Origin of the sequence: Nonomuraea sp. AD125B (assembly GCF_041402765.1) — a bacterium.
Lineage (GTDB): Bacteria > Actinomycetota > Actinomycetes > Streptosporangiales > Streptosporangiaceae > Nonomuraea > Nonomuraea bangladeshensis.
In genome coordinates, this window is the sequence record NZ_JBGLOU010000009.1 from 24108 (window position 1) to 45607 (window position 21500).

23 protein-coding genes are annotated in these 21500 nt (G+C 72.0%); 14 read left to right on the forward strand and 9 right to left on the reverse strand.

Annotated elements, in window-relative coordinates; translation table 11 throughout:
* Positions 1–23: 23 nt before the first annotated feature.
* Positions 24–767 (forward strand): GntR family transcriptional regulator, encoded by a 744-nt coding sequence (locus ACBR40_RS23780; protein ID WP_344205343.1) that lies wholly within the window; start codon positions 24–26, stop codon positions 765–767.
* On the opposite strand, the gene ACBR40_RS23785 is transcribed toward ACBR40_RS23780, so the two are convergent.
* Positions 760–3123 carry an FAD-dependent oxidoreductase gene (locus ACBR40_RS23785; RefSeq protein WP_371250151.1) on the reverse strand — a complete coding sequence of 788 codons (2364 nt, stop codon included), beginning with the start codon at positions 3121–3123 and terminating at the stop codon, positions 760–762. The two genes, ACBR40_RS23780 and ACBR40_RS23785, sit on opposite strands and share 8 nt — an antisense overlap.
* A 69-nt stretch (positions 3124–3192) precedes the next feature.
* Between ACBR40_RS23785 and ACBR40_RS23790 the strand changes: the two genes are divergently transcribed.
* Entirely contained in the window at positions 3193–4125 is a 933-nt protein-coding gene (locus ACBR40_RS23790) for a phosphotransferase (protein WP_371250152.1), read from the forward strand.
* Positions 4126–4144: 19 nt separating this feature from the next.
* A complete protein-coding gene (locus ACBR40_RS23795; protein ID WP_364445417.1) occupies positions 4145–4750 on the forward strand; it encodes a DUF4126 domain-containing protein in 606 nt (201 codons plus the stop codon).
* A gap of 147 nt (positions 4751–4897) precedes the next feature.
* Here the strand turns inward: ACBR40_RS23795 and ACBR40_RS23800 are convergent, their stop codons facing one another.
* The gene (locus ACBR40_RS23800) at positions 4898–5710 is read right to left on the reverse strand and encodes an alpha/beta hydrolase (RefSeq protein WP_364445418.1); all 813 of its coding nucleotides are present in this window, start codon (positions 5708–5710) and stop codon (positions 4898–4900) included.
* A gap of 3 nt (positions 5711–5713) precedes the next feature.
* Positions 5714–6574 carry a glucose 1-dehydrogenase gene (locus tag ACBR40_RS23805; protein WP_371250154.1) on the reverse strand — a complete coding sequence of 287 codons (861 nt, stop codon included), beginning with the start codon at positions 6572–6574 and terminating at the stop codon, positions 5714–5716.
* A gap of 167 nt (positions 6575–6741) precedes the next feature.
* Between ACBR40_RS23805 and ACBR40_RS23810 the strand changes: the two genes are divergently transcribed.
* Positions 6742–7347, forward strand: a complete 606-nt coding sequence (locus ACBR40_RS23810) for a hypothetical protein (protein WP_344205337.1) — start codon at positions 6742–6744, stop codon at positions 7345–7347.
* A 49-nt stretch (positions 7348–7396) separates the two neighbouring features.
* Positions 7397–7975: a Uma2 family endonuclease gene (locus ACBR40_RS23815; protein WP_371250156.1), complete on the forward strand. Its 579-nt coding sequence runs from the start codon at positions 7397–7399 to the stop codon at positions 7973–7975.
* Here ACBR40_RS23815 and ACBR40_RS23820 read toward each other — a convergent pair.
* Positions 7972–8769, reverse strand: coding sequence for an MBL fold metallo-hydrolase (locus ACBR40_RS23820; protein WP_371250158.1), 798 nt, complete (start codon positions 8767–8769; stop codon positions 7972–7974). The genes ACBR40_RS23815 and ACBR40_RS23820 overlap by 4 nt on opposite strands.
* Before the next feature lie 47 nt (positions 8770–8816).
* Here ACBR40_RS23820 and ACBR40_RS23825 point away from each other — a divergent pair, with 47 nt between their 5' ends.
* The gene (locus ACBR40_RS23825) at positions 8817–9218 is read left to right on the forward strand and encodes a MerR family transcriptional regulator (RefSeq protein WP_371250159.1); all 402 of its coding nucleotides are present in this window, start codon (positions 8817–8819) and stop codon (positions 9216–9218) included.
* On the opposite strand, the gene ACBR40_RS23830 is transcribed toward ACBR40_RS23825, so the two are convergent.
* On the reverse strand, positions 9215–9775 hold the full coding sequence (locus ACBR40_RS23830; RefSeq protein WP_371250161.1) for a hypothetical protein: 561 nt from the start codon (positions 9773–9775) through the stop codon (positions 9215–9217). The two genes, ACBR40_RS23825 and ACBR40_RS23830, sit on opposite strands and share 4 nt — an antisense overlap.
* Positions 9776–9815: 40 nt before the next feature.
* Positions 9816–10355, reverse strand: coding sequence for a PadR family transcriptional regulator (locus tag ACBR40_RS23835; protein ID WP_371250163.1), 540 nt, complete (start codon positions 10353–10355; stop codon positions 9816–9818).
* A gap of 58 nt (positions 10356–10413) precedes the next feature.
* Here ACBR40_RS23835 and ACBR40_RS23840 point away from each other — a divergent pair, with 58 nt between their 5' ends.
* On the forward strand, positions 10414–11175 hold the full coding sequence (locus tag ACBR40_RS23840) for an alpha/beta fold hydrolase (RefSeq protein ID WP_371250165.1): 762 nt from the start codon (positions 10414–10416) through the stop codon (positions 11173–11175).
* 369 nt (positions 11176–11544) lie between these two features.
* Here the strand turns inward: ACBR40_RS23840 and ACBR40_RS23845 are convergent, their stop codons facing one another.
* The 3 genes from ACBR40_RS23845 to ACBR40_RS23855 all read right to left on the reverse strand — a co-directional run bounded on the left by ACBR40_RS23845 (position 11545) and on the right by ACBR40_RS23855 (position 14717).
* Positions 11545–12264 carry a PepSY domain-containing protein gene (locus ACBR40_RS23845; RefSeq protein ID WP_371250167.1) on the reverse strand — a complete coding sequence of 240 codons (720 nt, stop codon included), beginning with the start codon at positions 12262–12264 and terminating at the stop codon, positions 11545–11547.
* Positions 12265–12333: 69 nt separating this feature from the next.
* A complete protein-coding gene (gene uvrB / locus ACBR40_RS23850) occupies positions 12334–14445 on the reverse strand; it encodes an excinuclease ABC subunit UvrB (protein ID WP_344205324.1) in 2112 nt (703 codons plus the stop codon).
* A 38-nt stretch (positions 14446–14483) separates the two neighbouring features.
* Positions 14484–14717 (reverse strand): helix-turn-helix transcriptional regulator, encoded by a 234-nt coding sequence (locus ACBR40_RS23855; RefSeq protein WP_344205323.1) that lies wholly within the window; start codon positions 14715–14717, stop codon positions 14484–14486.
* Positions 14718–14887: 170 nt separating this feature from the next.
* Between ACBR40_RS23855 and ACBR40_RS23860 the strand changes: the two genes are divergently transcribed.
* From ACBR40_RS23860 to ACBR40_RS23890, 7 genes are all read left to right on the forward strand, one after another.
* On the forward strand, positions 14888–16513 hold the full coding sequence (locus tag ACBR40_RS23860; protein WP_344205321.1) for an SPFH domain-containing protein: 1626 nt from the start codon (positions 14888–14890) through the stop codon (positions 16511–16513).
* Positions 16510–17739, forward strand: a complete 1230-nt coding sequence (locus ACBR40_RS23865) for an SPFH domain-containing protein (protein WP_344205319.1) — start codon at positions 16510–16512, stop codon at positions 17737–17739. Before ACBR40_RS23860 ends, ACBR40_RS23865 begins: the two co-directional genes overlap by 4 nt.
* A 16-nt stretch (positions 17740–17755) precedes the next feature.
* Positions 17756–18529 carry a sporulation protein gene (locus tag ACBR40_RS23870; protein WP_344205317.1) on the forward strand — a complete coding sequence of 258 codons (774 nt, stop codon included), beginning with the start codon at positions 17756–17758 and terminating at the stop codon, positions 18527–18529.
* 143 nt (positions 18530–18672) lie between these two features.
* Positions 18673–19713 carry a hypothetical protein gene (locus ACBR40_RS23875; RefSeq protein WP_344205315.1) on the forward strand — a complete coding sequence of 347 codons (1041 nt, stop codon included), beginning with the start codon at positions 18673–18675 and terminating at the stop codon, positions 19711–19713.
* A complete protein-coding gene (locus ACBR40_RS23880) occupies positions 19710–20324 on the forward strand; it encodes a hypothetical protein (RefSeq protein ID WP_344205314.1) in 615 nt (204 codons plus the stop codon). Before ACBR40_RS23875 ends, ACBR40_RS23880 begins: the two co-directional genes overlap by 4 nt.
* A gap of 10 nt (positions 20325–20334) precedes the next feature.
* Positions 20335–21135, forward strand: coding sequence for an inositol monophosphatase (locus tag ACBR40_RS23885; protein WP_371250171.1), 801 nt, complete (start codon positions 20335–20337; stop codon positions 21133–21135).
* 120 nt (positions 21136–21255) lie between these two features.
* Positions 21256–21498, forward strand: a complete 243-nt coding sequence (locus tag ACBR40_RS23890) for a hypothetical protein (protein ID WP_344205312.1) — start codon at positions 21256–21258, stop codon at positions 21496–21498.
* Positions 21499–21500: the final 2 nt, after the last annotated feature.

A 21500-nucleotide genomic window follows, 5' to 3' on the forward strand; every position in this document is an offset into this window, starting at 1 on the left:
CACCGCCGGAGTAACCTGCGCCTGTGGTCGGCACTCCGCCTGAGCTGGAACGCGGCACCGGCGTCCCCGCGCACGTGCAGATCGAGCGGTGGCTGCTGGAGTCGATCGACCGGGGCGAGCTGGCGCCCGGCGACCGGCTGCCCGGCGAGCGGGAGCTGGCCGGGCGGCTCGGCGTGAGCCGGATGACGCTGCGCCAGGCCCTCGCCACGCTGGAGCGCGACGGACTGCTGGTACGGGTCCCGGGACGGGCGGGCGGGGCGTTCGTGTCCGAGCCGCGCGTCGAGTGCGACCTGACCGGGCTCGCCGGGTTCACCGAGCAGATGCGCCGGGCCCACCTGCGGGCCGAGGCGCGCGTCCTGGCCGCCGCGACCGTGCCCGCGCCGGTGGCGGCGGCCAGGGCGCTGGGGGTCGCGGCGGGCTCGCCGGTGCACGAGGTGGCCCGGGTGCGCTCGGCGGGCCGCTCGCCGGTGGCGCTGGAGCGCTCGTTCTTCCCGCCGCTGCCCGGCTTCCTCGGCGCGGACCTGACGGGCTCGCTGTACGCGCTGCTCGGCGCCCGCTACGACCTGGAGCCGCGGACGGCGGTCGAGCACCTGGACCCGGTGATCGCCGGCGCCGGGGAGGCCGCCGAGCTGGGCATCGCGCCGGGCGCGCCGCTCATGCTCATCGAGCGGACGGCGTACGCGGCCGGCGGCACCCCCGTGGAGTACGCCCGCGACCTGTTCCGGCCGGACCGGGTGCGGATCTCGGTGCGCAGCGGCGTCAGCTGAGCGGCGTCTTGACGACCGTGCCCGCCACGCGGGCGCCCTCGATCTCGACCTCCACCTCGGTGCCGATGCCCGCCTCCACGGGCAGGTACGCGTAGGCGATGGAGGCGCGGGCGGTGTAGCCGTAGCCGCCGGAGGTCACCCGGGACACCACCCGGCCGTCCAGGCTGACGGGCTCGTTGCCGAGCGCCACGGCGCGCGGGTCGGCGAGGACGAGGCAGCGCAGCCGCCGTTCCGGGCCGGGGTCGAGCGCGTCGCGGCCGACGAAGTCCTTGTCCGGTTTGACGCAGAAGCCGAGGCCGGCCTCGTACGGCGTGGTCTCCGGGCCGATGTCCGCGCCCCAGACGCGGTAGCCCTTCTCCAGCCGGAGGCTGTCGATGGCGCGGTAGCCGCCCGCCACCAGGCCGTGCGGCTGCCCGGCGCGCCACAGGGTCTCCCAGAGCGCGCGGCCGTACTCGCTGGAGCAGTAGAGCTCCCAGCCGGGCTCGCCGACGAACGTCACGGCCAGCGCCAGCACCGGCACGTCGCCGATGGTCGTCTCGCGGGCGGTCATGAACGGCAGGTCCATCGGGCCGGGGGTGAGCCCGGCGACGACGTCGGCGGCGCGCGGGCCCCACAGGGCGAAGCAGGCGTACTGGCTGGTCACGTCGGCGATCCTGGCCTGCGCGCCGGTGAGCGCGGCCTGCCGGCGCAGCCAGCCGAGGTCGTGCGTGCCGAACGCGGTGCCGGTGACGACGAGGAACTCCTCCTCGCCCCGCCGGGTGACGGTGAAGTCGCACTCGATGCCGCCGCGCCGGTTGAGCGCCTGGGTGTAGACGACCGTGCCGATCTCGCGGGCCACCCGGTTGGCGCAGACCCGCTCCAGCAGCTCGGCCGCGTCGGGGCCGGTGACCTCGATCTTGGCGAACGAGCTCTCGTCGAACAGTCCGGCGGCCGTGCGCGTCGCGCGGTGCTCGGCGCCGATCGCGGGCGACCAGCCGCGCCCGGCCCAGCCGTACGGCCGCTCCCCCACGTCGCCGGTGTCGTTGGCCGCGTAGTAGTGGACCCGCTCCCAGCCCGCCTTCTCGCCGAAGACGGCGCCGTGGGCGGCGTGCCAGGCGTAGGCGGGCGAGGTGCGCAGCGGCCGGCCCGCGCCGCGCTCCTCGCCGGGGTAGCGGATGTCGTAGTAGGTCTCGTAGTTCTCCACGGCCCGCTTCAGCGTGTACGACGGTGAGCGGTAGTGGCGGCCGAAGCGGCGCACGTCCATGTGCCAGAGGTCCATCGGCGGCTCGCCCCCGATGATCCACTCGGCCATCACCTTGCCGATGCCGCCCGCGCCCGCGATGCCGTGGGCGCAGAACCCGGCGGCCACGTAGAAGCCCGCGACCTCGCTCTCGCCGAGACAGAACTCGTTGTCGGGGGTGAACGCCTCCGGGCCGTTGACGAGCTTGCGGATGCCGACGTCGCCCATCGCGGGCACGCGGAGCCGGGAGTTGGCGGAGATCTCCTCGAAGCGCGGCCAGTCCTCGGGCAGGAGGCGGCCGTTGAAGTCGGCGGGCACGGCGTCATAGGAGTCGGGGGCGGCGGTCCAGGGCGCGCAGGTGCGCTCGTAGCCGCCCATGACCAGGCCCCGCACCTCCTGCCGGTAGTAGACGAGCAGGTCGGGGTCGCGCAGGGTGGGCAGGCGGGGGTGGTCGTGGCAGGCGTCGGTGACGACGTACTGGTGCGACATCGGGATGATCGGGACGCGCACCCCGGCCATGCGGCCGATCTCGGCGGCGAACATGCCGCCGCAGTTGACCACGATCTCGCAGTCGATGTCCCCGTGGTCGGTGACGACGCCGGTGACCCGGCCGCGGGCCGTCCTGACGCCTAGGACGCGCACGCCGGTCCTGATCCGCGCGCCGCCCTCGCGGGCCCCGGCGGCGAGGGCGTAGCAGAGCTGGGAGGGGTCGATCTGGCCGTCGGTCGGCAGGTACGCCGCCCCGACCACGCCCTCGGGGTCCATGAGCGGGAACAGCTCCACGGCCTCGGCCACCGAGATCTCCTCCAGCGGCAGCCCCGACGCGCGCGCCCAGCCGATCTGGCGGCGGATCTCCTCCATGCGCTCGGGCGTGGAAGCGAGCTTGATGCCGCCGCACTCGGTCCAGCCGGCGTCGAGGGTGCGGTAGAGCTCGACGGAGTACTGGTTCATGCGGGTCAGCGTGGGGTCGGCGCGGAGCTGGCCGACCAGGCCCGCGGAGTGGAAGGTGGAGCCGCTGGTCAGCTCGTCCCGCTCCAGCACGACGACGTCGCGCTCGCCGAGCCGGGTCAGGTGGTAGGCCACGGACGCGCCGCCGACGCCCCCGCCGATGATCACGATGCGGGCCGAGTCGCTCATGATCCGGAGGCTAACCGCCGGGGTGTGAAAGGTCTAGACCGTTCGGCGGCGGGCGGCCTAGCATCGACCATGGCCGTGCCCGAGGCGCCCGTCCCGTCCGAGCTGCTCGACCTGCTGGAGCGCGTCCCCCTGCCGGGCGGCGGGCCGCGCTCGGTCGAGGAGCTGCCCGGCGGGCTCACCAACCGCAACTACAAGGTCGTCACGCCCGCCGGCGCGTACGTGGTGCGGGTGCAGGCCAGCGACGGCGCGCTGCTGGCCATCGACAGGGACGCCGAGCACGCCAGCTCGCTCGCGGCGGCGGCCGCGGGGGTGGGGGCGCCGGTGCACGCGTACCTGCCGGAGCTGGGGGTGCTGGTGGTCGAGTACCTTCCGGCACGCGCCTTCACCGAGGCGGACCTGCGGGATCCGGCGAACCTGCCGCGCGTGGCGGAGGCGTGCCGGCGGCTGCACGCGGGGCCGCGGTTCCCTCGGGACTTCGACATGTTCGAGGTGCAGCGGCGGTATTTGGGGATTGTGCGGGAGCGGGGCTTCCGGTTGCCGGCGAGATATCTGGATTTCATGCCCGACGCGGCAAAAATCAGGAAATGTCTGGAGGTGCGGGCCGAGGGCACCGTTCCCTGCAACAACGACCTGCTGCCGGGCAACATCCTCGACGACGGTGAGCGCCTGTGGCTGATCGACTACGAGTACGCCGGCAACAACGACCCCTGCTTCGAGCTCGGCAACGTCTGGAGCGAGTCCGACCTGCCGCCGGGCCATCTGGAGGAGCTGGTCACCGCGTACTACGGCCGGCGGCTGCGCCACAAGGTCGCCCGCGCCCGGCTGCTCGGCCTCATGTCCAAGTACGGCTGGACGCTCTGGGCCGCCATCCAGGACGGCGCGAACGACACCATCGACTTCGACTTCTGGTCCTGGGGGATGGAGAAGTACGAGCGGGCCGTGGCCGAGTTCACCGGCGGCGGGCTCACGGATCTCATGGACGAGGCCGCGCGTACCGACTGAAGCCGGGCAGACTGGAGCAATGCTCGCCGCACTGACCGGCCTGGGCCTGTCCACGGCCGCCGGCCTCAACGCCTACATCCCGCTCCTGGTCGTTGGCGTGCTGTCGAACTTCACCGACACCGTGAAACTCCCCGACGGCTACGCCTGGCTGTCGAACTGGGGCGTGCTCGCCATCATCGCGGTGCTGCTGGCCGCCGAGGTGGTCCTCGACAAGGTGCCCGCCGTCGACAGCGTCAACGACGCCATCCAGACCGTGGTGCGCCCGGCCTCGGGAGGCGTGGTCTTCTCCGCCACCAGCGCCGCCGCCGAGCTGGAGAACTCCTCCTGGATGACCGAGCACCCCTGGGTCGGCTGGCTGCTCGGCATCGGCGTCGCGCTGGCCGTGCACGCCATGAAGGCGGCCGCCCGCCCCCTCGTCAACGTGGGCACGGCGGGGGCCGGCGCCCCCGTCGTGAGCACCGTCGAGGACGCGGGGTCGCTCGGCATGAGCCTGATCGCGATCTTCCTCCCGTTGCTGGTGATCGTCGCGCTGGTGCTGCTCGCCGTGCTGAGCTGGTGGCTCCTGCGGCGCGTACGGCGGTTCCGTGCCCGCAGGCGGGCCGCCCGGAGTCAGCCTCCAGGATGATCCGCGATCACCCTGCGGGCTGATCCGCCGGTTCCCGCGCGCCCCCTACAGTCCTTCCCGGTAGCGAACGCGACGTGTGGGCGTCACGTGGCCCCCGACCCTGCCGCGCCCACGCGGTGAGGGGTCCCGGTGCTCCGCCGGGACCCCTCACGCTGCCACTCGACGCAGCCACCCCGTCACCAGGTGGACGAACTCCGCGGGCCGCTCCTCGTGCAGCCGGTGGCTGGAGCCCTCCCAGCACACGACCTTGGACGCCGGGTCCTTCAGCAGCCCCGCCTCCCAGGACGCCCGCCCCGCGTCGGACCAGATCGACAGCACCGGGCAGGTCCGCCGCGCCAGGTACTCCTCGCTCGCGGGCCGCGCCCCGATGGCGTCCGGCGCGGTGAACATCGCCTCCATCGCCTCGGCCAGCACGTGCGGGGCCATGCCGTGCAGGCGGCGCTTGTGCCAGCGGCGGACGACGGCGGGGGTGGCGGCGTTCGTGCACCACTCGTCGATGGCCTCGGCGGCCTCGTGCGGGCGCGGCCCGCGCAGGCCCGCGACCATCCGGGGGAAGCCGCGGACGATGTCGTCGGACATGCCGTAGCCGGGATCGACGGCGACGAGCGCGCGGACCCGGTCCGGATGCTCGACGGCGAGGACGGAGACCACCTGGGCGCCCATCGAGTGGCCGACCGCGACCACCTGCCGGACGCCGAGGCCGTCGAGGAGCGCCTTGAGGTCGGCGGCCATCGCGCGGGGCGTGTTGCCGGTCTCCGGGACCGACGAGTAGCCGTGCCCGCGCAGGTCGGGGGCGATCACGCGGTGGCCGGCGGCGGTCAGGGCGTCGATGTGCCAGGACCACTGGTGGGAGTCGGTGCCCCAGCCGTGCACGAGCAGCAGCGGCGGGCGTTCGGCATCGCCGGTGCCGTCGTCGGTGTAGAAGAGCCGGACGTCGCCGGCCACGTCGGCATAGGCCATCGGTCAGCCCACCCCGCCCGCGCCGGGGCTCGTCCCGGGGCTCGTCCCCGGCGCTGGGCCTGCGGCGGGGCTCGTTCCGGGGGCCGGGCTGGGGGCCGGGCTGGAGGCCGCGCCGGGGGGCGGGCCCAGGAGGGCCGCCTCGCCCGCCGTCCAACCGCCGTCCACGGCCAGCTCCGCGCCGGTCACGTACGACGCCGCGTCCGACAGCAGGAACGCGATCGCCTCGGCCACCTCCTCGGGCTCACCCCACCGCCCGGCCGGGGCCAGGGGGAACGTCCCCTCGCCGGAGACGGCGCCGAACGGCCGGGTCATCGGGGTGACGATCATCCCGGGATGCACCGAGTTGACGCGGATCCGATCCCGCGCGAACTCCAGCGCCGCGATCTTCGTCAGCCCGCGCACGCCCCACTTGGAGGCGCCGTACCCGCCCGTTCCCGGCAGCGCGAAGAGCCCGGCGACGGACGACAGGTTCACGATCGCGCCGCCGCCCGACGCGCGCATGGCCCCGGCGACGGCCTTGAGCCCGAGGAACACCCCGACCAGGTTGATCCGCAGCACCCGCTCGAACTCCGGCAAGGACTGCTGCTCGATGGCCACGGCGGTCGCGATGCCCGCGTTGTTGAGCAGGCCGTCCAGCCGCCCGAACTCCTCGACCGTGCGCGCGACCACCGCCGCCCACCGCTCCTCGTCGGTCACGTCGTGCGGCAGGAACCGCCCGCCGATCTCCTTGGCGGTGGCGGTCCCCTCCTCCTCCAGCACGTCGGTGAGCACGACGTGCGCCCCGCCCGCGGCGCAGCGCCGCGCGGTGGCCGCGCCCATGCCGCGCGCTCCCCCGGTGATGATCACAACCTTGCCGTCCAGCACGCCCGCCGCCGCCCTTCCGCCGCGATCCAGCTCCGACCTTTGTGCACTGAAACACGACTCCTCTCCTGGATCAAGTGCTTGCTTGGCATGAGCCGGGGCGCGGGCCGCGCGGCGCGCCAGGACCGCCGGGGCCGACTATCCTCAAGACAACGACACCGACAAGGGGGGTGACGGAGATCGGCGAATTCCTCGTCGTCGTCCTGGTGATTCTGGCGTTCCTCCTGCTGCTCGGAGGCGTCGGCATCTACCTGCTGGTCAAGCTGGGCCGAAAGGCCGCAGGCCACGCCAAGCAGGCAGCCGGCCGCCTCAGCACGCACGTCAACGCGATGGGCACGGGCGACGCCGCCGAGGTCGAGCGCCTCCGCCTCGACCTGCGCCGCGAGGTCGCCCTCACCCGCCAGGCCTTCGAGCACGCCCAGCGCCAGGGCTGGGGCCTCGGCGACCTGCCCCGCCTCCTCGCCGACCTGGAGGCCCAGGCCGAGGTCCACGACGGCCAGCTCGGCATGTACGCCCAGCAGCGCCGCGTCTCCCCCTACGTGGACCACGCCACGCTCGGCCGGCTGCGCGAGCACCAGGCCACGCTGACGGCCATGTGCGCCCGCATCCGCGCCGACCTCCTCGGCGACCAGGTCCAGCACACCGCCGCCGGGATCGCCGACCTGTCGTCGCGTACGGACCTGGAGATCGAGGCCCGCCGCCGCCCGCCGGACCCCCTCGAAGAGATCGACGAGCTCTACCGCCGCTCCCTCGACGAACGCCGAGAACGCCCCTGACGTTCACTGATCGTGGCATCCTTGACACGCAGAGCAAGGAGTCACGTCGATGACCGCGGCCTTTCCCAAGTGGTTCCACCCCCGCCCGCGCGGCGGTTGGACCGCCGACATGCTCGACCACCTTCCCCCTGGCGCGCCGCGGCACGTCGAGCTGATCGACGGGTCACTGATCACGATGCCGCCTCGGACGGCGTTCCAGCTTTACGCGGTCCGGCTGTTCGAGAACCGTCTGAAGCCGCCGGAGCACCTCGCGGTGGTCCGCGAGATGACGGTGACCCTGGGCATGCGCCAGCGGCCGGAACCCGACATCCTCCTGGTGGAGAAGTCGGCGATCACCCCGCGCACCACCTCCTTCCGGCCCGAGGACGTGCACCTGGTGGTGGAGGTCGTCTCGGAGGAGTCGATGGATCGCGACCGCACCACCAAGCCGATCAAATACTCCAACGCCGGCATCCGGCATTTCTGGCGCGTCGAGCAGGAGGACGGCCTGCCGGTCGTCTTCACCTTCGAGCTGGAGCCGGCCGTCAAGGCTTACGTCCCCACCGGCATCCACCGCAAGAGACTGCAGCTCGACATCGGTTTCGACGTCGACCTCGACCTGCATCTGAGCTGGCCGCCGCGCTCTTAGCGGTAACGAGCCAGCTCCCACGGGTCGTGCGCGGAGAACACCTCGACCTCGTCCCCGTGGTCGCGTACGAGCTCGCGCAGCCGGGCCTGGGTGCCGAGCCGCAGGTCGCGATGAACCTCTGAGCGGGTCTGGACGAAGTCCAGCAGCGGGTGCGGCTCCTTCAGCGCCTCCAGCTCACGGTGGTAGTAGTAGGCGTCGCCGCAGTGCAGGAGCCACCGGCCGCCGTCCCGCACGGCGACCCCCGTGTGGCCGGCGGTGTGCCCGCCGAGCGGGATCAGCTTGATCTCCGGCGGCAGCCCTTCCGGCTGCACCGCCGTGAAGCCGAACCACTCCTCCCCCGGTACGGGACGGTAGGTGACCCAGTCGGGGCCGTGAGCCCAGTGAGCGCGACGGTAGCGGGAGCCGGCCGCCTCGGCCAGGGCCGCTTCGAGCTCGGCGGCAAGCACATGAACCCGTGCGCCGGGGAAGTCGGGAAGGCCGCCGCAGTGGTCCACGTCCAGATGGGTCACGATGATGTGGCGGACGTCGGACGGCGTGTGGCCGAGCCGGGCGATCTGGCGGACAGCCGTCTCCTCCTCGTCCAGGACGGGTTGCGCCATCTCGACCCATTCGACCCCGAGCGTGCCGCCAGGGTCGCGGACATCGCCGAGGCCGAGTCCGGTCTCGATCAGCACCAGGCCGTCGGCGTCGGTTTCGACCAGCAGACAGTGGTTCACGGCGGGCGCGGGCGGAGGACCGTCGTAGGTGGCCTCGATCGTCCGTACGGATCCGCAGTTCAGATGATGGATCTTCATGGCGTCTAGACTGCGACTTGAAGCGCGGTTCAAGTCAAGGGGCAGTGATGGACGAGGATTGGCTGGACATCGCCGAGGTGGCGCAGCGGTCCGGGCTGGCGCCTTCGGCGCTGCGGTTCTACGAGAAGAAAGAACTGATCGCCTCCGCCGGACGCAACGGGCTCCGCCGTACGTACCATCCGGACGTCCTGGACCGCCTGGAGCTGATCACGTGCGCGCGTGACGCCGGATTCTCGGTCGCGGAGATCGGCCGGTTCCTGGCGGCCCGGCCCGGAGACCCGGATCTGCGCGCCCGCATGGCCGCCAGGGCCGGCAGCCTCGATGAGCAGATCGGCCGGCTCACCCGGCTGCGCGACAGCCTCCGCCACGCCGCCGTCTGCGATCACGAGCCGATCATCACATGCCCCGACTTCAAACAGGCCCTCGGCACCGGGCCCGCCCGGCCCTAGCCGCGGCCCCATTCCCCGTAGACCAGGGCGGCCAGTTCGGCCTCCGTCGCGCCAGCGTTGGCCGCCGCCTTGGTGGCCTGGGCCTGGGCCGTCGTGGGCAGCAGGCCGTCCAGCAGGATCGGCAGGGACAGACGGCGCAGCAGCACCTCCGCGGCCGAGACGCCGTACGGGCGGCGGGCCACCGCCACGTTCACCCGCAGCGCGTGCTCGTTGCCCGGCGGCACGCCGGGACGGTCGATCTCGACGGCGGCGTAGCGGAAGCCGTTCGCCAGGTCGCAGGGGGCGCAGCCGGCCGGGCCCCGGCTGAGCCGGCCGCCGCACTCGGGGCAGGTCAGCCGGTCGTAGGCGGCGTCCACCACTCGCCAGGGGTGCCGGTCGGGCTCGTCCACGACCATCTCGGCGATGAGGCGTTCGCCGGGCGGGTTCGCGGTGCCGAACTCGCGCTCCACGAAGGCCCGCCAGCCCTCCTCGACGATCTCGTCCACCAGGGCCGCGCACCGCGCACAGACGGGCGCCCCGGCGGGCTCCCAGTGACCGCACTCCTCACATCGCCGCATGTCCCGAACGTACGCAAGCGCCCGGGCGCGGCGCATCCCGTTATCCGGCCGCCGGGGCTCTCTCCAGCTCCGCGATCGTGGTCCTGAGCCAGGTCAGCTCGGCCTGGCTGGTGGCCTGGGCGATGACGAGCAGGCCCTGCCGGAACGGGTCCGCGAACTCCTCGGCCGCCATCGGCCGTTCGCCGTCGTAGAAGAAGCTGGTCGGCTCCTCCAGGAACGTCAGCCGCCTGCGCAGCACGGCCGCCTGCGCGTCCGGCTCGTCCAGGAGGCGCAGGAACGCCAGCAGCGTGAACCAGCGGTTCTCGTCGCTGATGTCGAGGTCGGCGGGCTCGCGCAGGCGCCGCTCCAGCTCCGCACGGCCGTCCTCGGTCAGGTAGAGGACGCGGCGGGGCGCGGCGGCGGCGCCCGGCTCGTCCTTCCTCGTCACCCATCCGGCGACGGCCAGGCGCTTGATGGCCGGGTAGAGCGTGCCGTCGGCCACCGGGCGTACGTGCCCCATGAGGGCGGCCACCCGTTTACGCAGCTCGTAGCCGTGCAGGGGGTGGTCGCTGAGGAACCCGAGTATCGCCAGCTCCAACATGACGATGAGCATACCTCGGTGTCGATATATATTGATCCCGAGGTATGAGGAGACCGTCATGCACGATGCCATCGTCCATCCCAGCGGCGCCCGCATGCGCTGGGTCGAGCTGCCCGGCCCGGATCCGGCCCGGGTCTACGTCCACGGGCTCGGCGCCACCTCGGCCCCCTACTACGCGGAGGTCGCCGCTCATCCGCTGCTGCCGCGCCGCCGTTCCCTCCTGATCGACCTGCTCGGGTTCGGCATCAGCGACCGGCCGCGGGATTTCGCGTACACGTTGGAGGCCCACGCCGGCGCGCTGGCCGCCGCCCTGGAGAAGGCGGGGGTCGCCGACGCGGCGCTCATCGCCCACAGCATGGGCGGGGCCGTGGCCATCGTCCTGGCCGCCCGGTATCCCGAGCTCGTCTCCCAGCTGGTCCTCGTGGACGCCAACCTCGACCCCTACCCTCCCGCCTCGGTGCCGCCCGGCGGCAGCGGCATCGCGAGCTACGGGGAGGAGGAGTTCGTCGGCGGCGGGTGGAAGGAGGTGCGCGACCGCGTGGGGCCGCGCTGGTGGTCCACGATGCGCCTGGCCGACCTGCGCGGGCTCCACCGCACGGCCGTCAGCCTCGCCCGGGGCACCGATCCCACGATGCGCGAGCTGCTCGTGTCGCTGCGGATGCCGCGTACGTACCTGCATCCGGAGGGCGGCGCCCCGGACGACGCCGACGGCCTGCGGGCGGCCGGGGTCCGGGTGCTGTCCATCCCGGAGTCGGGCCATAACATCATGCTCGACAACCCGGACGCCTTCGCCCGAACCCTCAACAACCTCCTCCCCTGACCACCCGCTCCCCCACCCTCCGGTCAGACAGGCCAGAGGGCGGAGGGAGGCGGGTAGGCGCGGGCGCAGACCAAGGCGCGGGTACGAGCCCGGGCGCAGACGCGGGTGCAGGCCCAGGCGCGGATGCGGGCCCAGGCGCGGATGCGGGCCCAGGCGCGGATGCGGGCCCAGGCGCGGGGCCCGGGCGCAGGTGTGGGTGCAGGCTCCGCAGGTGCGGATGCAGGCCCAGGTGCAGGTCCGCGCCCAGATGCGGGCGCGGACCCTTGTGTGAGTGCGGACCCAGGTGCGGGCGCGGGACCCGAGTGCGGCTACCGGCCCAGGTGCGGATGCGGAGCTGGGTGCGGATGCGGAGCCTGGTGCGGATGCGGATCAGCCTGTGGGTGTTTCGGTGGTGGTCGGTGTTTCGGTTGTCGTGGGTGTGCCGGTCTCCGTGGGGGTGCCGGTCACGGCGGGGGTGGCGCTGCCGGGGTTGGTCGCCTCGCCGGTTACCGCGTCGATGGCGACCTCCTGCTTGGTCCCGTTCGGGAGGATGACGTCGGCCTCCCAGACGGGCTTGCCGTGTTCGGAGTCCAGGTTGAGCTCCGTCACGCGCCCCTCGGGGACGGTGGCGGTGATCTTGTCCAGGGCCTGCGTCCAGTCGACCTTGACCGCGCTCAGCAGGTTCTTGAGCTCGGCCATGTCCTCCGGATCGTCGTCCTCCAGGCTCGGGCCGGAGACGACCTTGCCGTCGGCGACGTCCAGCCGGCGCTCGGTGCCGTCGCGGTCGGCAACCTGCACCTCCCAGCGCTTGCCGTTCTCCTCGCTCTCGATCGAGACGAGCGTGGCGCCGGACGCGGCGGCGAGCGCGGCCTGGGCGGCGCGCTTCAGGTCGTCCGCCCCGGCGGCGCCGGGCGTGCCGGCGGTGGGCGAGCCCGTTGCGGGAGTGGACACCATCGGGCCGGTGGGCGGGGCGCTCGGCACGCCCCCGGTCGGGCTGGGCGGCTGGGCGGCCAGCCGCTCGATCCCCTGTGCTTCGTGCGCGGCCTGGCCGCCGCACGCTCCCGTCAGCAGCGCGGCGCCGGCCAGGACCCCCGTGAGCGTCTTGTTCATGGAGGCTCCGCTGCCCACCGGCGCCGGGTCCATGCCGCGCCCGGCCGAGCCACGGCCACTGGGCGAGGGCTACTTGACGCCGGCCTCGCGCATGTCGCGGAGCTCGCGCTTGAGCTCCTTGATCTCGTCGCGCAGCCGCGCCGCCACCTCGAACTGCAGGTCGGCCGCCGCCTGGTGCATCTGCTCGGTCAGCGACTCGACGAGCGACTCCATCTGCGCCCGCGGCATCTCGCCGGCGATGGCCTTGGCGTGCTGCCCGGCGGCGCGGCCGCCGAAGCCGGGCACCGGGGCCTTGCCGCGCGACTGCTGGCGGCCGCCTCCGCCGAGGAGCTTGTCGGTGTCGGCGTCCTCGCGCTGCAGCGAGTCGAGGATGTCGGCGATCTTCTTGCGCAGCGGCTGCGGGTCGATGCCGTTGGCCTCGTTGTAGGCGATCTGCTTGGCCCGGCGCCGGTTGGTCTCGTCGATCGCCCGCTCCATGGACGGGGTGACCTTGTCGGCGTACATGTGGACCTGGCCCGACACGTTACGGGCGGCGCGGCCGATGGTCTGGATCAGCGACGTCTCGGAGCGCAGGAAGCCCTCCTTGTCGGCGTCGAGGATGGCGACCAGCGACACCTCGGGCAGGTCGAGGCCCTCGCGCAGCAGGTTGATGCCGACGAGCACGTCGTATTCGCCGGTGCGCAGCTCGCGCAGCAGCTCGATGCGGCGCAGCGTGTCGACCTCGCTGTGGAGGTAGCGGACCCGGATGCCGAGCTCCAGGAGGTAGTCGGTGAGGTCTTCCGCCATCTTCTTGGTCAGCGTGGTGACGAGCACCCGCTCGTCGCGCTCGGCCCGCTCGCGGATCTCGTGGACCAGGTCGTCGATCTGGCCCTTGGTGGGCTTGACCACGATCTCGGGGTCGACCAGGCCGGTCGGGCGGATGACCTGCTCGACGACCTCGCCCTTGGCCCGCCCCAGCTCGTAGGGGCCGGGCGTGGCCGACAGGTAGACCGTCTGCCCGATCCGCTCCAGGAACTCCTCCCACTTGAGCGGCCGGTTGTCCAGCGCCGACGGCAGCCGGAAGCCGTGGTCGACCAGGGTGCGCTTGCGCGAGGCGTCGCCTTCGTACATCGCCCCGATCTGCGGCACGGTCTGGTGCGACTCGTCGAGGACCAGCAGGAAGTCCTCGGGGAAGTAGTCGAGCAGCGTGTTGGGCGCGCTGCCGGGGGCCCGGCCGTCCATGTGGCGCGAGTAGTTCTCGATGCCGGAGCAGGTGCCGATCTGGCGCATCATCTCGATGTCGTACGTCGTGCGCATCCGCAGCCGCTGCGCCTCCAGCAGCTTGCCCTGCCGCTCCAGCTCCGACAGCCGCTCGGCCAGCTCCGCCTCGATGCCCGCGACCGCCGCGGCCATGCGCTCCTCGCCGGCGACGTAGTGGGAGGCGGGGAAGATGTAGAGCTCCTCGTCCTCGGTGATGACCTCGCCGGTGAGCGGGTGCATCGTGGACAGCTTCTCGATCTCGTCGCCGAACATCTCGATGCGGACGGCGAGCTCTTCGTACTTCGGGATGATCTCGATGGTGTCGCCGCGCACCCGGAACGTGCCGCGGGTGAAGGCGAGGTCGTTGCGGGTGTACTGCATGTCGACCAGGCGGCGCAGGAGCTGGTCGCGGTCGATGTCCATGCCGACGCGCAGGCGGGCCATGCGGTCGACGTATTCCTGCGGGGTGCCGAGGCCGTAGATGCACGACACCGAGGCGACCACGATGGTGTCGCGCCGGGTGAGCAGCGAGTTGGTCGCCGAGTGACGCAGCCGCTCGACCTCGTCGTTGATCGAGGAGTCCTTCTCGATGTAGGTGTCGCTCTGCGGGACGTACGCCTCGGGCTGGTAGTAGTCGTAGTAGGAGACGAAGTATTCGACCGCGTTGTTGGGCAGCATCTCCCGCAGCTCGTTGGCGAACTGCGCGGCGAGCGTCTTGTTGGGCTGCATCACCAGGGCGGGCCGCTGCAGCCGCTCGATCAGCCAGGCGATCGTGGCGGTCTTGCCGGTGCCGGTGGCGCCGAGCAGGACGCTGTCCTTCTCGCCGGCCTTGACGCGGCGCTCCAGCTCGGCGATGGCCGTCGGCTGGTCGCCCGAGGGAGTCATCTCGGTGACGACCTCGAACGGCGCCACCTTCCGCTGCAAATCTGTGACCGGACGCATGCTGCCACTGTAGGTGCCGCGACCGACAGAATCCGACCTCAGGCGGACCGCTCGCCGATGCGCGGGAAGGGCGTGGTGGAGAAGACGACCTCGACGGGCACCTCGAAGTAGCCGGCGATCCTCAGCGCCAGGTGAAGGCTGGGGCTGTACTCGCCCCGCTCCAGGTAGCCGACGGTCTGGTAGTGCACGCCCAGGGCGTCGGCCAGTTGTCTTCTGGTCACGTTCCGCTCGGCCCGGAGCAGCGCGATGCGGTTGTAGACGGTCTCGCTCATCACCGCGTATCTTCTCAGCCCCGCGCCCGGCCCACCTCAATCGTAGATCTACTACATAGGTGGCATGTCTACTACAAGGCGCAACAGACCTGTGACATCCCTTTGCAAGTGAATAGTAAGTGGCACCCGATACGGTCGGATTCGCGCCGGTAGTGGAAAAGAGAGGTTCGATGTCACGACCCAGAGAGGCACTGATCCAGGCAGGTCAGGGCATAGCCCAGGCGGTGGCCCAGGGGGGTGACGTACGCGGGGCGGTCGGCCAGGTCGCCGGCCAGTTCGCCGGGCAGGTGGGCGGCCCAGGAGGCCAGCGCGGCAACCAGGGCCAGGCTCCCGGCTTCGCGCTGAACCCGCACGACTTCGCGGCGGACAGGGACGGCGGCGCGTCCGTCGGCACGCTCATCGAGGCGCGCACGGCCTCGCTGAACGAGGCCGGCGAGATCGTCAACCGCAGCTTCGCCGAGAACGGCATGCACGTCATCTCGCCGGTCGTGATCCCCAAGAGCGGCACCGCCAAGGTCCTGGTGCCCCTGGGCATCCTCGTGGCGCTCGGCCTCATCGGCGCGCTCGGCAACGTCATCCCGAACACCGACCTGTTCTTCGGGCCGCACTACTGGGTGACGCTGGTCCTCGCGGCCGCGTTCCTGTGGTGGCGGCGCAGCGTGGTGATGGTGCCCGAAGGCTGCAAGGCGCTCATCACCAAGTTCGGCAAGCTGGTGCACATCGCCGACCCGGGCCGGGTGACGCTGTTCAACCCGTGGAAGCGGGTCAGCTACATCGTCAACACCACCCGTGAGTACCCGTTCAACGCCCCCATCCGCGAGGCGCCGACGCAGCAGGGCGTCAAGGCGAGCGTGGACCTGTTCCTGCAGTTCAGGATCGAGAACCCGGCCGAGTTCATCTTTGTGCTCGGCTCGGTCAGCGGCTTCCAGTCCAAGCTGCAGAACGCCATCAGCGAGGTCACCCGCTCCCTCATCTACGCCCAGCGCGCCGAGGACATCTACGACCTGGTGGGCGAGAGCACGCTCGGCATGCTGGAGAGCCTGAACCAGCAGTTCCTGCCGGCCGTCCGGCTCACGGACGTGAACATCACGCACGCCGAGCCGTCCAGCCAGGAGTACCGCATGGACCTGGCCGCCCCCGAGATGGTCAGGGTCGCCAAGGAGGCGTACACCTACGAGTACGAGCTCCAGCTCCGCAAGGAGCAGAACGAGGGCGACCTGGTCAAGGAGCTGGCCGGGCTCCAGGAGACGCTGAGCGCCATCCAGGCGGAGATCGCCGGCTACCAGGCCCGCATGGACACCGCGCTGGAGCGCGCGACCCACCAGGCCACGGCGCAGGCCAGGCAGCGCCTGGTCGAGGCCGAGTCCACGGCCAACGCCAACGCCGCGCTCCTGGAGGCGCAGGCGCTGGACATCAGGGCGCTGTCGGCCGCCGAGGCCCCCGAGATCCTCGACTACCGCTTCCAGCAGGACCTGCTCGCCAAGCTGGAGTCCGTCGCCACCCGGCTGCCCCAGGTGGTGCAGGTCGGCGAGCAGAGCGACATCGACTTCCTCGCCCTCGCCCAGCAGCTCGTGGGCGGCAAGGGGGCGCAGCTCTTCTCCGCCGAGGACATGGCCGCCATCCGGTCCCGCCTCGACGAGATCGGCACCCGTGTCCGCGACCGCGAGGCCGAGATCGCGGCGCTGCTCAGGAAGGCCGCGGCCGACGTCGCCGGCGCCCAGGAGCCGCCCGTGCCTGACCAGGACCTGGAGCGAACCGTCGAACGCCTGCTGCCCGGCAAGGGAGAGATCCGATGAGCCGCGAGTTCTCCAAGATCAAGGAGTCGGTCGCCTCCTGGGGCGACATCCGCCAGCTGCTGAGGGGCGGCGAGCAGGGCCAGCTCGTGCCCGTCGTCATCCCCAAGGACCGGCGCGGCTTCGCCTGGATGACGCTGATCTTCCTGGCGCTCTACTTCGCGGGCATGGCCGCGCTGACCGACTTCACGGTCTCCGCCGCGCTGCTGGCGCTGCTGTTCCTGCTGCTCGCGCTGGTCACGATGTGGCGCAAGGCGATCATCGAGATCGAGGAGGGCACCACCGGCGTGCGCAGCCGCTGGGGCGCCATCACCGGCACGCTGCCGCCGGGCCGGCACTACCTGTGGCTGCCGTGGGACCGGGTGGACGCGGTCGTCGACACCTCCACCGAGATCCCGTACTCGGCGCCCATCGTGGCCTGCCCCACGGCCGAGAACGTGCCGCTGAAGTCGATCGAGTTCTTCCTGAAGTTCCGGATCGTCGACCCGGTGGCCTTCCACCGCACGATCGGCGCGGGCAACTTCGACCTGGTGCTGTCCAGCGCCGTGCAGGACGCGATCCGCCAGCGCAGCCGCAGGGTCAACACCGAGCGGGCCTACGACCTGCGCGGCTCCGACGTCGGCGACATGCAGGACGCGCTCAACCGGCAGCTCGGCCGCTACGGCGTGCGCATCACCGGCGCGAACATCCCCGACGTCCAGCTCCCCGACCAGTACCAGCAGCACCTGGCCACCCGGGAGAAGGTCGCCAAGGAGCTGTCGGCGTACGAGCGCGAGTGGGAGCTGACCCGCAAGCGCCGCATCGACACGCTGCTGATGGAGATCGAGCGCTCCAAGAAGACCCGCGACGCCCGCGTGGTCGAGGTCAAGGCCGCCTACAACACCGCGCGCAAGGACGTCGCGCGCATGCTGGAGGAGCAGGAGACCGAGGCGCAGCGGGTCACGTGGGAGATCGAGGCGCGCGGCAGGGCCGAGCTGACCGCCGCCGAGAACGAGGCCAAGGCGCTGCGCCGGCTGGCCGAGTCCTACCGCGACAACCGGGCCGTGCTGCAGTACGAGCTGGCCAGAAGGCGGCTCGACGTCGGCGCCCGCCTGGCGGAGAACGCCCCCCAGCCGCTGGTCGTACGGACCCAGCAGGGCCAGGGCGACTCCGCGCTGTCCACCCTCCTCCTGGCCCAGTTGCTCCCCCGCCTCTCGGGCCAGAACGGCCACTCCCCTTCCGCTCAGTAACCAGGAGAAGAACCCCATGGTGTTCCGCAAACTGATGGCCGCGTTCGGCGCGGGCGTCGAGGTCGACACGGTCCTCACGAACACGGGCGTGCGGCCGGGCGAGAGCCTGCACGGCGTGGTCAACTTCCGCGGCGGCAACAACGACTACAAGGTCGAGGGCATCTACATCGACCTGACCGCCGTGGTCGAGGTGGAGTCCGGCGACAACGAGTACAAGACGAGCTACAGCTTCCTGCGCCAGCAGGTCGCGGGCACGTTCCAGCTCGCCGCCGGAGCCCAGCACCAGCAGCCGTTCCAGATCGCGATCCCGTGGGAGACGCCGATCAGCGCGATCGGCGGCCACCCGCTGCACGGGATGAAGCTGGGCGTCCAGACGGAGCTGGCCCTCGCGGGCGCGCTCGACAAGGGCGACCTCGACCCGCTGTTCGTCAGCCCGCTGCCGGCCCAGGAGTACGTCATCGCGGCGCTCGACCGGATGGGCTTCCACTTCAAGAAGGCCGACCTGGAACGCGGCACGCTGTACGGCTCCACGATGCCGTTCTTCCAGGAGATCGAGTACTACGCCGGCGGGCAGTGGCGGCGCCACTTCAACGAGCTGGAGCTGACCTTCATCGCCGGGCCGCGGCAGATGGACGTCATCCTGGAGGCCGACAAGCGCGGCGGCTTCCTGACCTCCAGCCACGACGCCTACAACCGCTTCACCGTGCACTACGACGGCCCGCCGCACGCGGCGGAGCAGGCGCTGCAGCACGGCCTGGAGCAGATGGCCCGCCACCGCGGCTGGTTCTGAGCCGGGTCACGTCCCGGGCGGAGGGTGCCGCCCGGGGCGACGTCCCCGGCATCTTTCGCCAGGTGATCGTTCTCTGGTGGTCTCCTTGCGCGGTCGTTACCATGACCTCGGGGACTGACTGATCGTCGGACGGCGGGGCGAAGATGGCACGGTTCGTGTGGGCGATGAAGCGGGCCGCTCCGTGGGCGGCGCGCAACGCCGACGGCGCCATCGCCCTCATCCTGGCCGTCGTCGTGGGCGTGCTCGGCATCATGCCCAATGAGATGTTCGGCAAGGACGGCCAGGACATCCAGCGCCAGCTCGTCAACGCCGCGACGCTGGTCATCCTCGCGCTGGTGGCCACCGCGCTGCTGCGCGACCGGCTGCGCCAGGCCCCCGTCGAGCGGACGATCACCTCGGGCGCGCTGGCCGAGCTGCCGGTGCGCCTGGCGCGCATGGAGCAGATCGAGAGCCTCGCCCACAGCACCCGCCGCGCGCTCGACGCCCTGCAGCTCGTCCGCGTGCTGGGCAGCCGGCAGGAGATCGCGCAGTCGCACGCCGAGGCGCGCAAGGACACCGCCCGCTGGAGCTTCAAGGGCGGCACCGGCACCTACCTGCGGGCGGTCACGCTGCCGCTGTGCGTGGCGGCGGCGCGCAGGGAGAAGCGGCACCTCACCGTCAGGGTCGAGGTGCTCGACCCGGCCGACGCCGAGGTGTGCGAGACCTACGCCCACTACCGCCGCTCGCTGTCGGAGTCGCCCGACGCCACCGGCGAGACGTGGACGACCGACCGGGTCAGGAAGGAGTCGTACGCGACCATCCTGGCCGCCTTCTGGCACCGCCAGCGCTACGGCCTGCTCGACATCGCCGTGGGCCTGTCGGCCACGATGACCACGTTCAGGTGGGACCTGTCGAGCACCCGCCTGATCATGACGGTCGAGGACCCCAACATGGCGATGACGGCGCTCGCCGGCACCTTCTACTACGAGAACTGCGACACCGAGCTGCGGCTCAGCTTCGAGCAGGCGCGGCGGGTGCCGCTGGAGCAGTACAAGAAGGTGCCGCTGAGCGACGAGCCGACCATCGAGGAGGTGCAGGAGCTGTTCGAGCACATCGGTATGCCCCTGCCCAAGTCGTACGACGGCCGCGACGTGGTGGACATCGCGCGCAAGGCGCTGCGCGCCGTGGACCCCTACGGGCCATGAGCTACCGGGACGTACGCCGCAGGGTGACGGCGGGACAGGCGCGGGAATGGGCCCTGGAGGCGCTGGAACGGCCGCTGAGCGCCGTACGCCATCCCCTGGGCTTCGTCTGCCTGCCCCTGGAGCGCGACGGCGACGAGGGCGTCTGCGTCCATCTGTGGTCCGCCTCGCTCGCCCACGCCGAGAGCACCACCTCGCAGATCCACTGCCACAGCTGGGACCTTTTCAGCCACGTGCTCTACGGGCAGATACGCAACGTGCACGTCAACGTCACGGACGCCGGCGAGCAGGCCACGCACCGGGTGTTCGAGGTGGTCAGCGACGCCTCGGGCGACCGCATCTCGCCCACCGGCCGCACCGTGCGGCACGCCACCGGCCTCGTGGAGGTCTTCGGCCCCGGCGACACCTACACGCTGCCGGCCGGCCGCTTCCACTCCAGCGTGGTGCCCGAGGGCGGCGAGGCCGCCACCGTCGCGCTCGGCAGGGGCCGGCCGGGCAGCCACGACCTGTCGCTCGGGCCGCTCGACGCCGGTCCGCACCGCGTGTCCAGGCAGCCCCTGGACCCCGGCGAGACCGCACTCGCCGTCCGCCTCGTCACCGCGCACCTGACCTGAGGGGTAGCCGATGGACCTGGACCACGCTCGCACGGTCGCCGTCGAGGCCGCCGAGGCCGCGGGAGACCTGCTCAGGGAGGGCACGCGGGGCACGATCGGGGTCCGGGCCAAGGGCGTGGCCGGCGACGTGGTCACCGATCTCGACCTCGCCTCCGAGAAGCTGCTGCTGGAGCGCATCCTGACGGCGTTCCCGTCCCACTCGGTGATCGCCGAGGAGTCCGGGCTGGTGGGGGCCGCGGGCGGCGAGTGGACGTGGCTGGTCGACCCGCTCGACGGCACCAACAACGTGGCGATCGGGCTGCCCGCGTACGTGGTGGGCGTGGCGCTGTGCAGGGACGGGCGGCCGGTGCTGGGCGTGGTGCACGACCCGGTGTCCGGGCAGACGTGGTCGGCCCTGCGGGGGCGGGGGGCGACGGCCTCCTCGGGGGCGCGTCTCGCGCCGCCGTACGCGCCGAGCCCGCACGGCCCGCTGCTGGCCTGGACCCAGGGCTACGGCGTCGCCAAGGACGACGCCACGGGCAGCGCGCTCAAGCTGGCGATGGAGCGGGCCGCCCGCCGGGTCCTGCAGCTGTGGGCGCCGCTGCTGTCGTGGGCGATGCTGGCGCGCGGCGACATCGACGGCATCGTCGGCTACCGCGCCGAGGCCGTCGACCTGCCGGCGGGCGCGCTGCTGGCCGTGGAGGCAGGGATCGACATCAGGACGCTGGACGGCGGGCCGTTCGAGGCGTGCATGGACGCGCCCGCCGAGCGGCGCAGCTTCGTCGCCGCCCATCCGCAGGCCATCCCCGGGCTGCTCGCGCTGCTCCGCTGATCCGTTCTGTGCACAAGGTTGTGTGCACAAGTACGCGGAAGAAGTGTGTCGCAAGCCGATGAGTTCCGCTCCCGTCGGGCGTCTCATTGGACGACGGCACTTACGGAAGAGGAGCCCGACATGATGACCACGGCCGAACTCGCGCAGGTGCTCTTCACGACCGCTCTGCAGCCCTCCGACGCGCTCTCTCCTCACGCCATCCGCGAGGCCGTGGACGAGCGGCTGTGCGCGTGCGGCGGCGACCCGGCACGGTGCGCGGGCCAGGTGGCGCAGGAGGCCGGCGACCACCCCGAGGCGTACGCGCGGCGCATGCGCTGGGCGCTCGGCGCGGTCGCCGGCGCCTACCAGCTCACCGCGGCCTGACC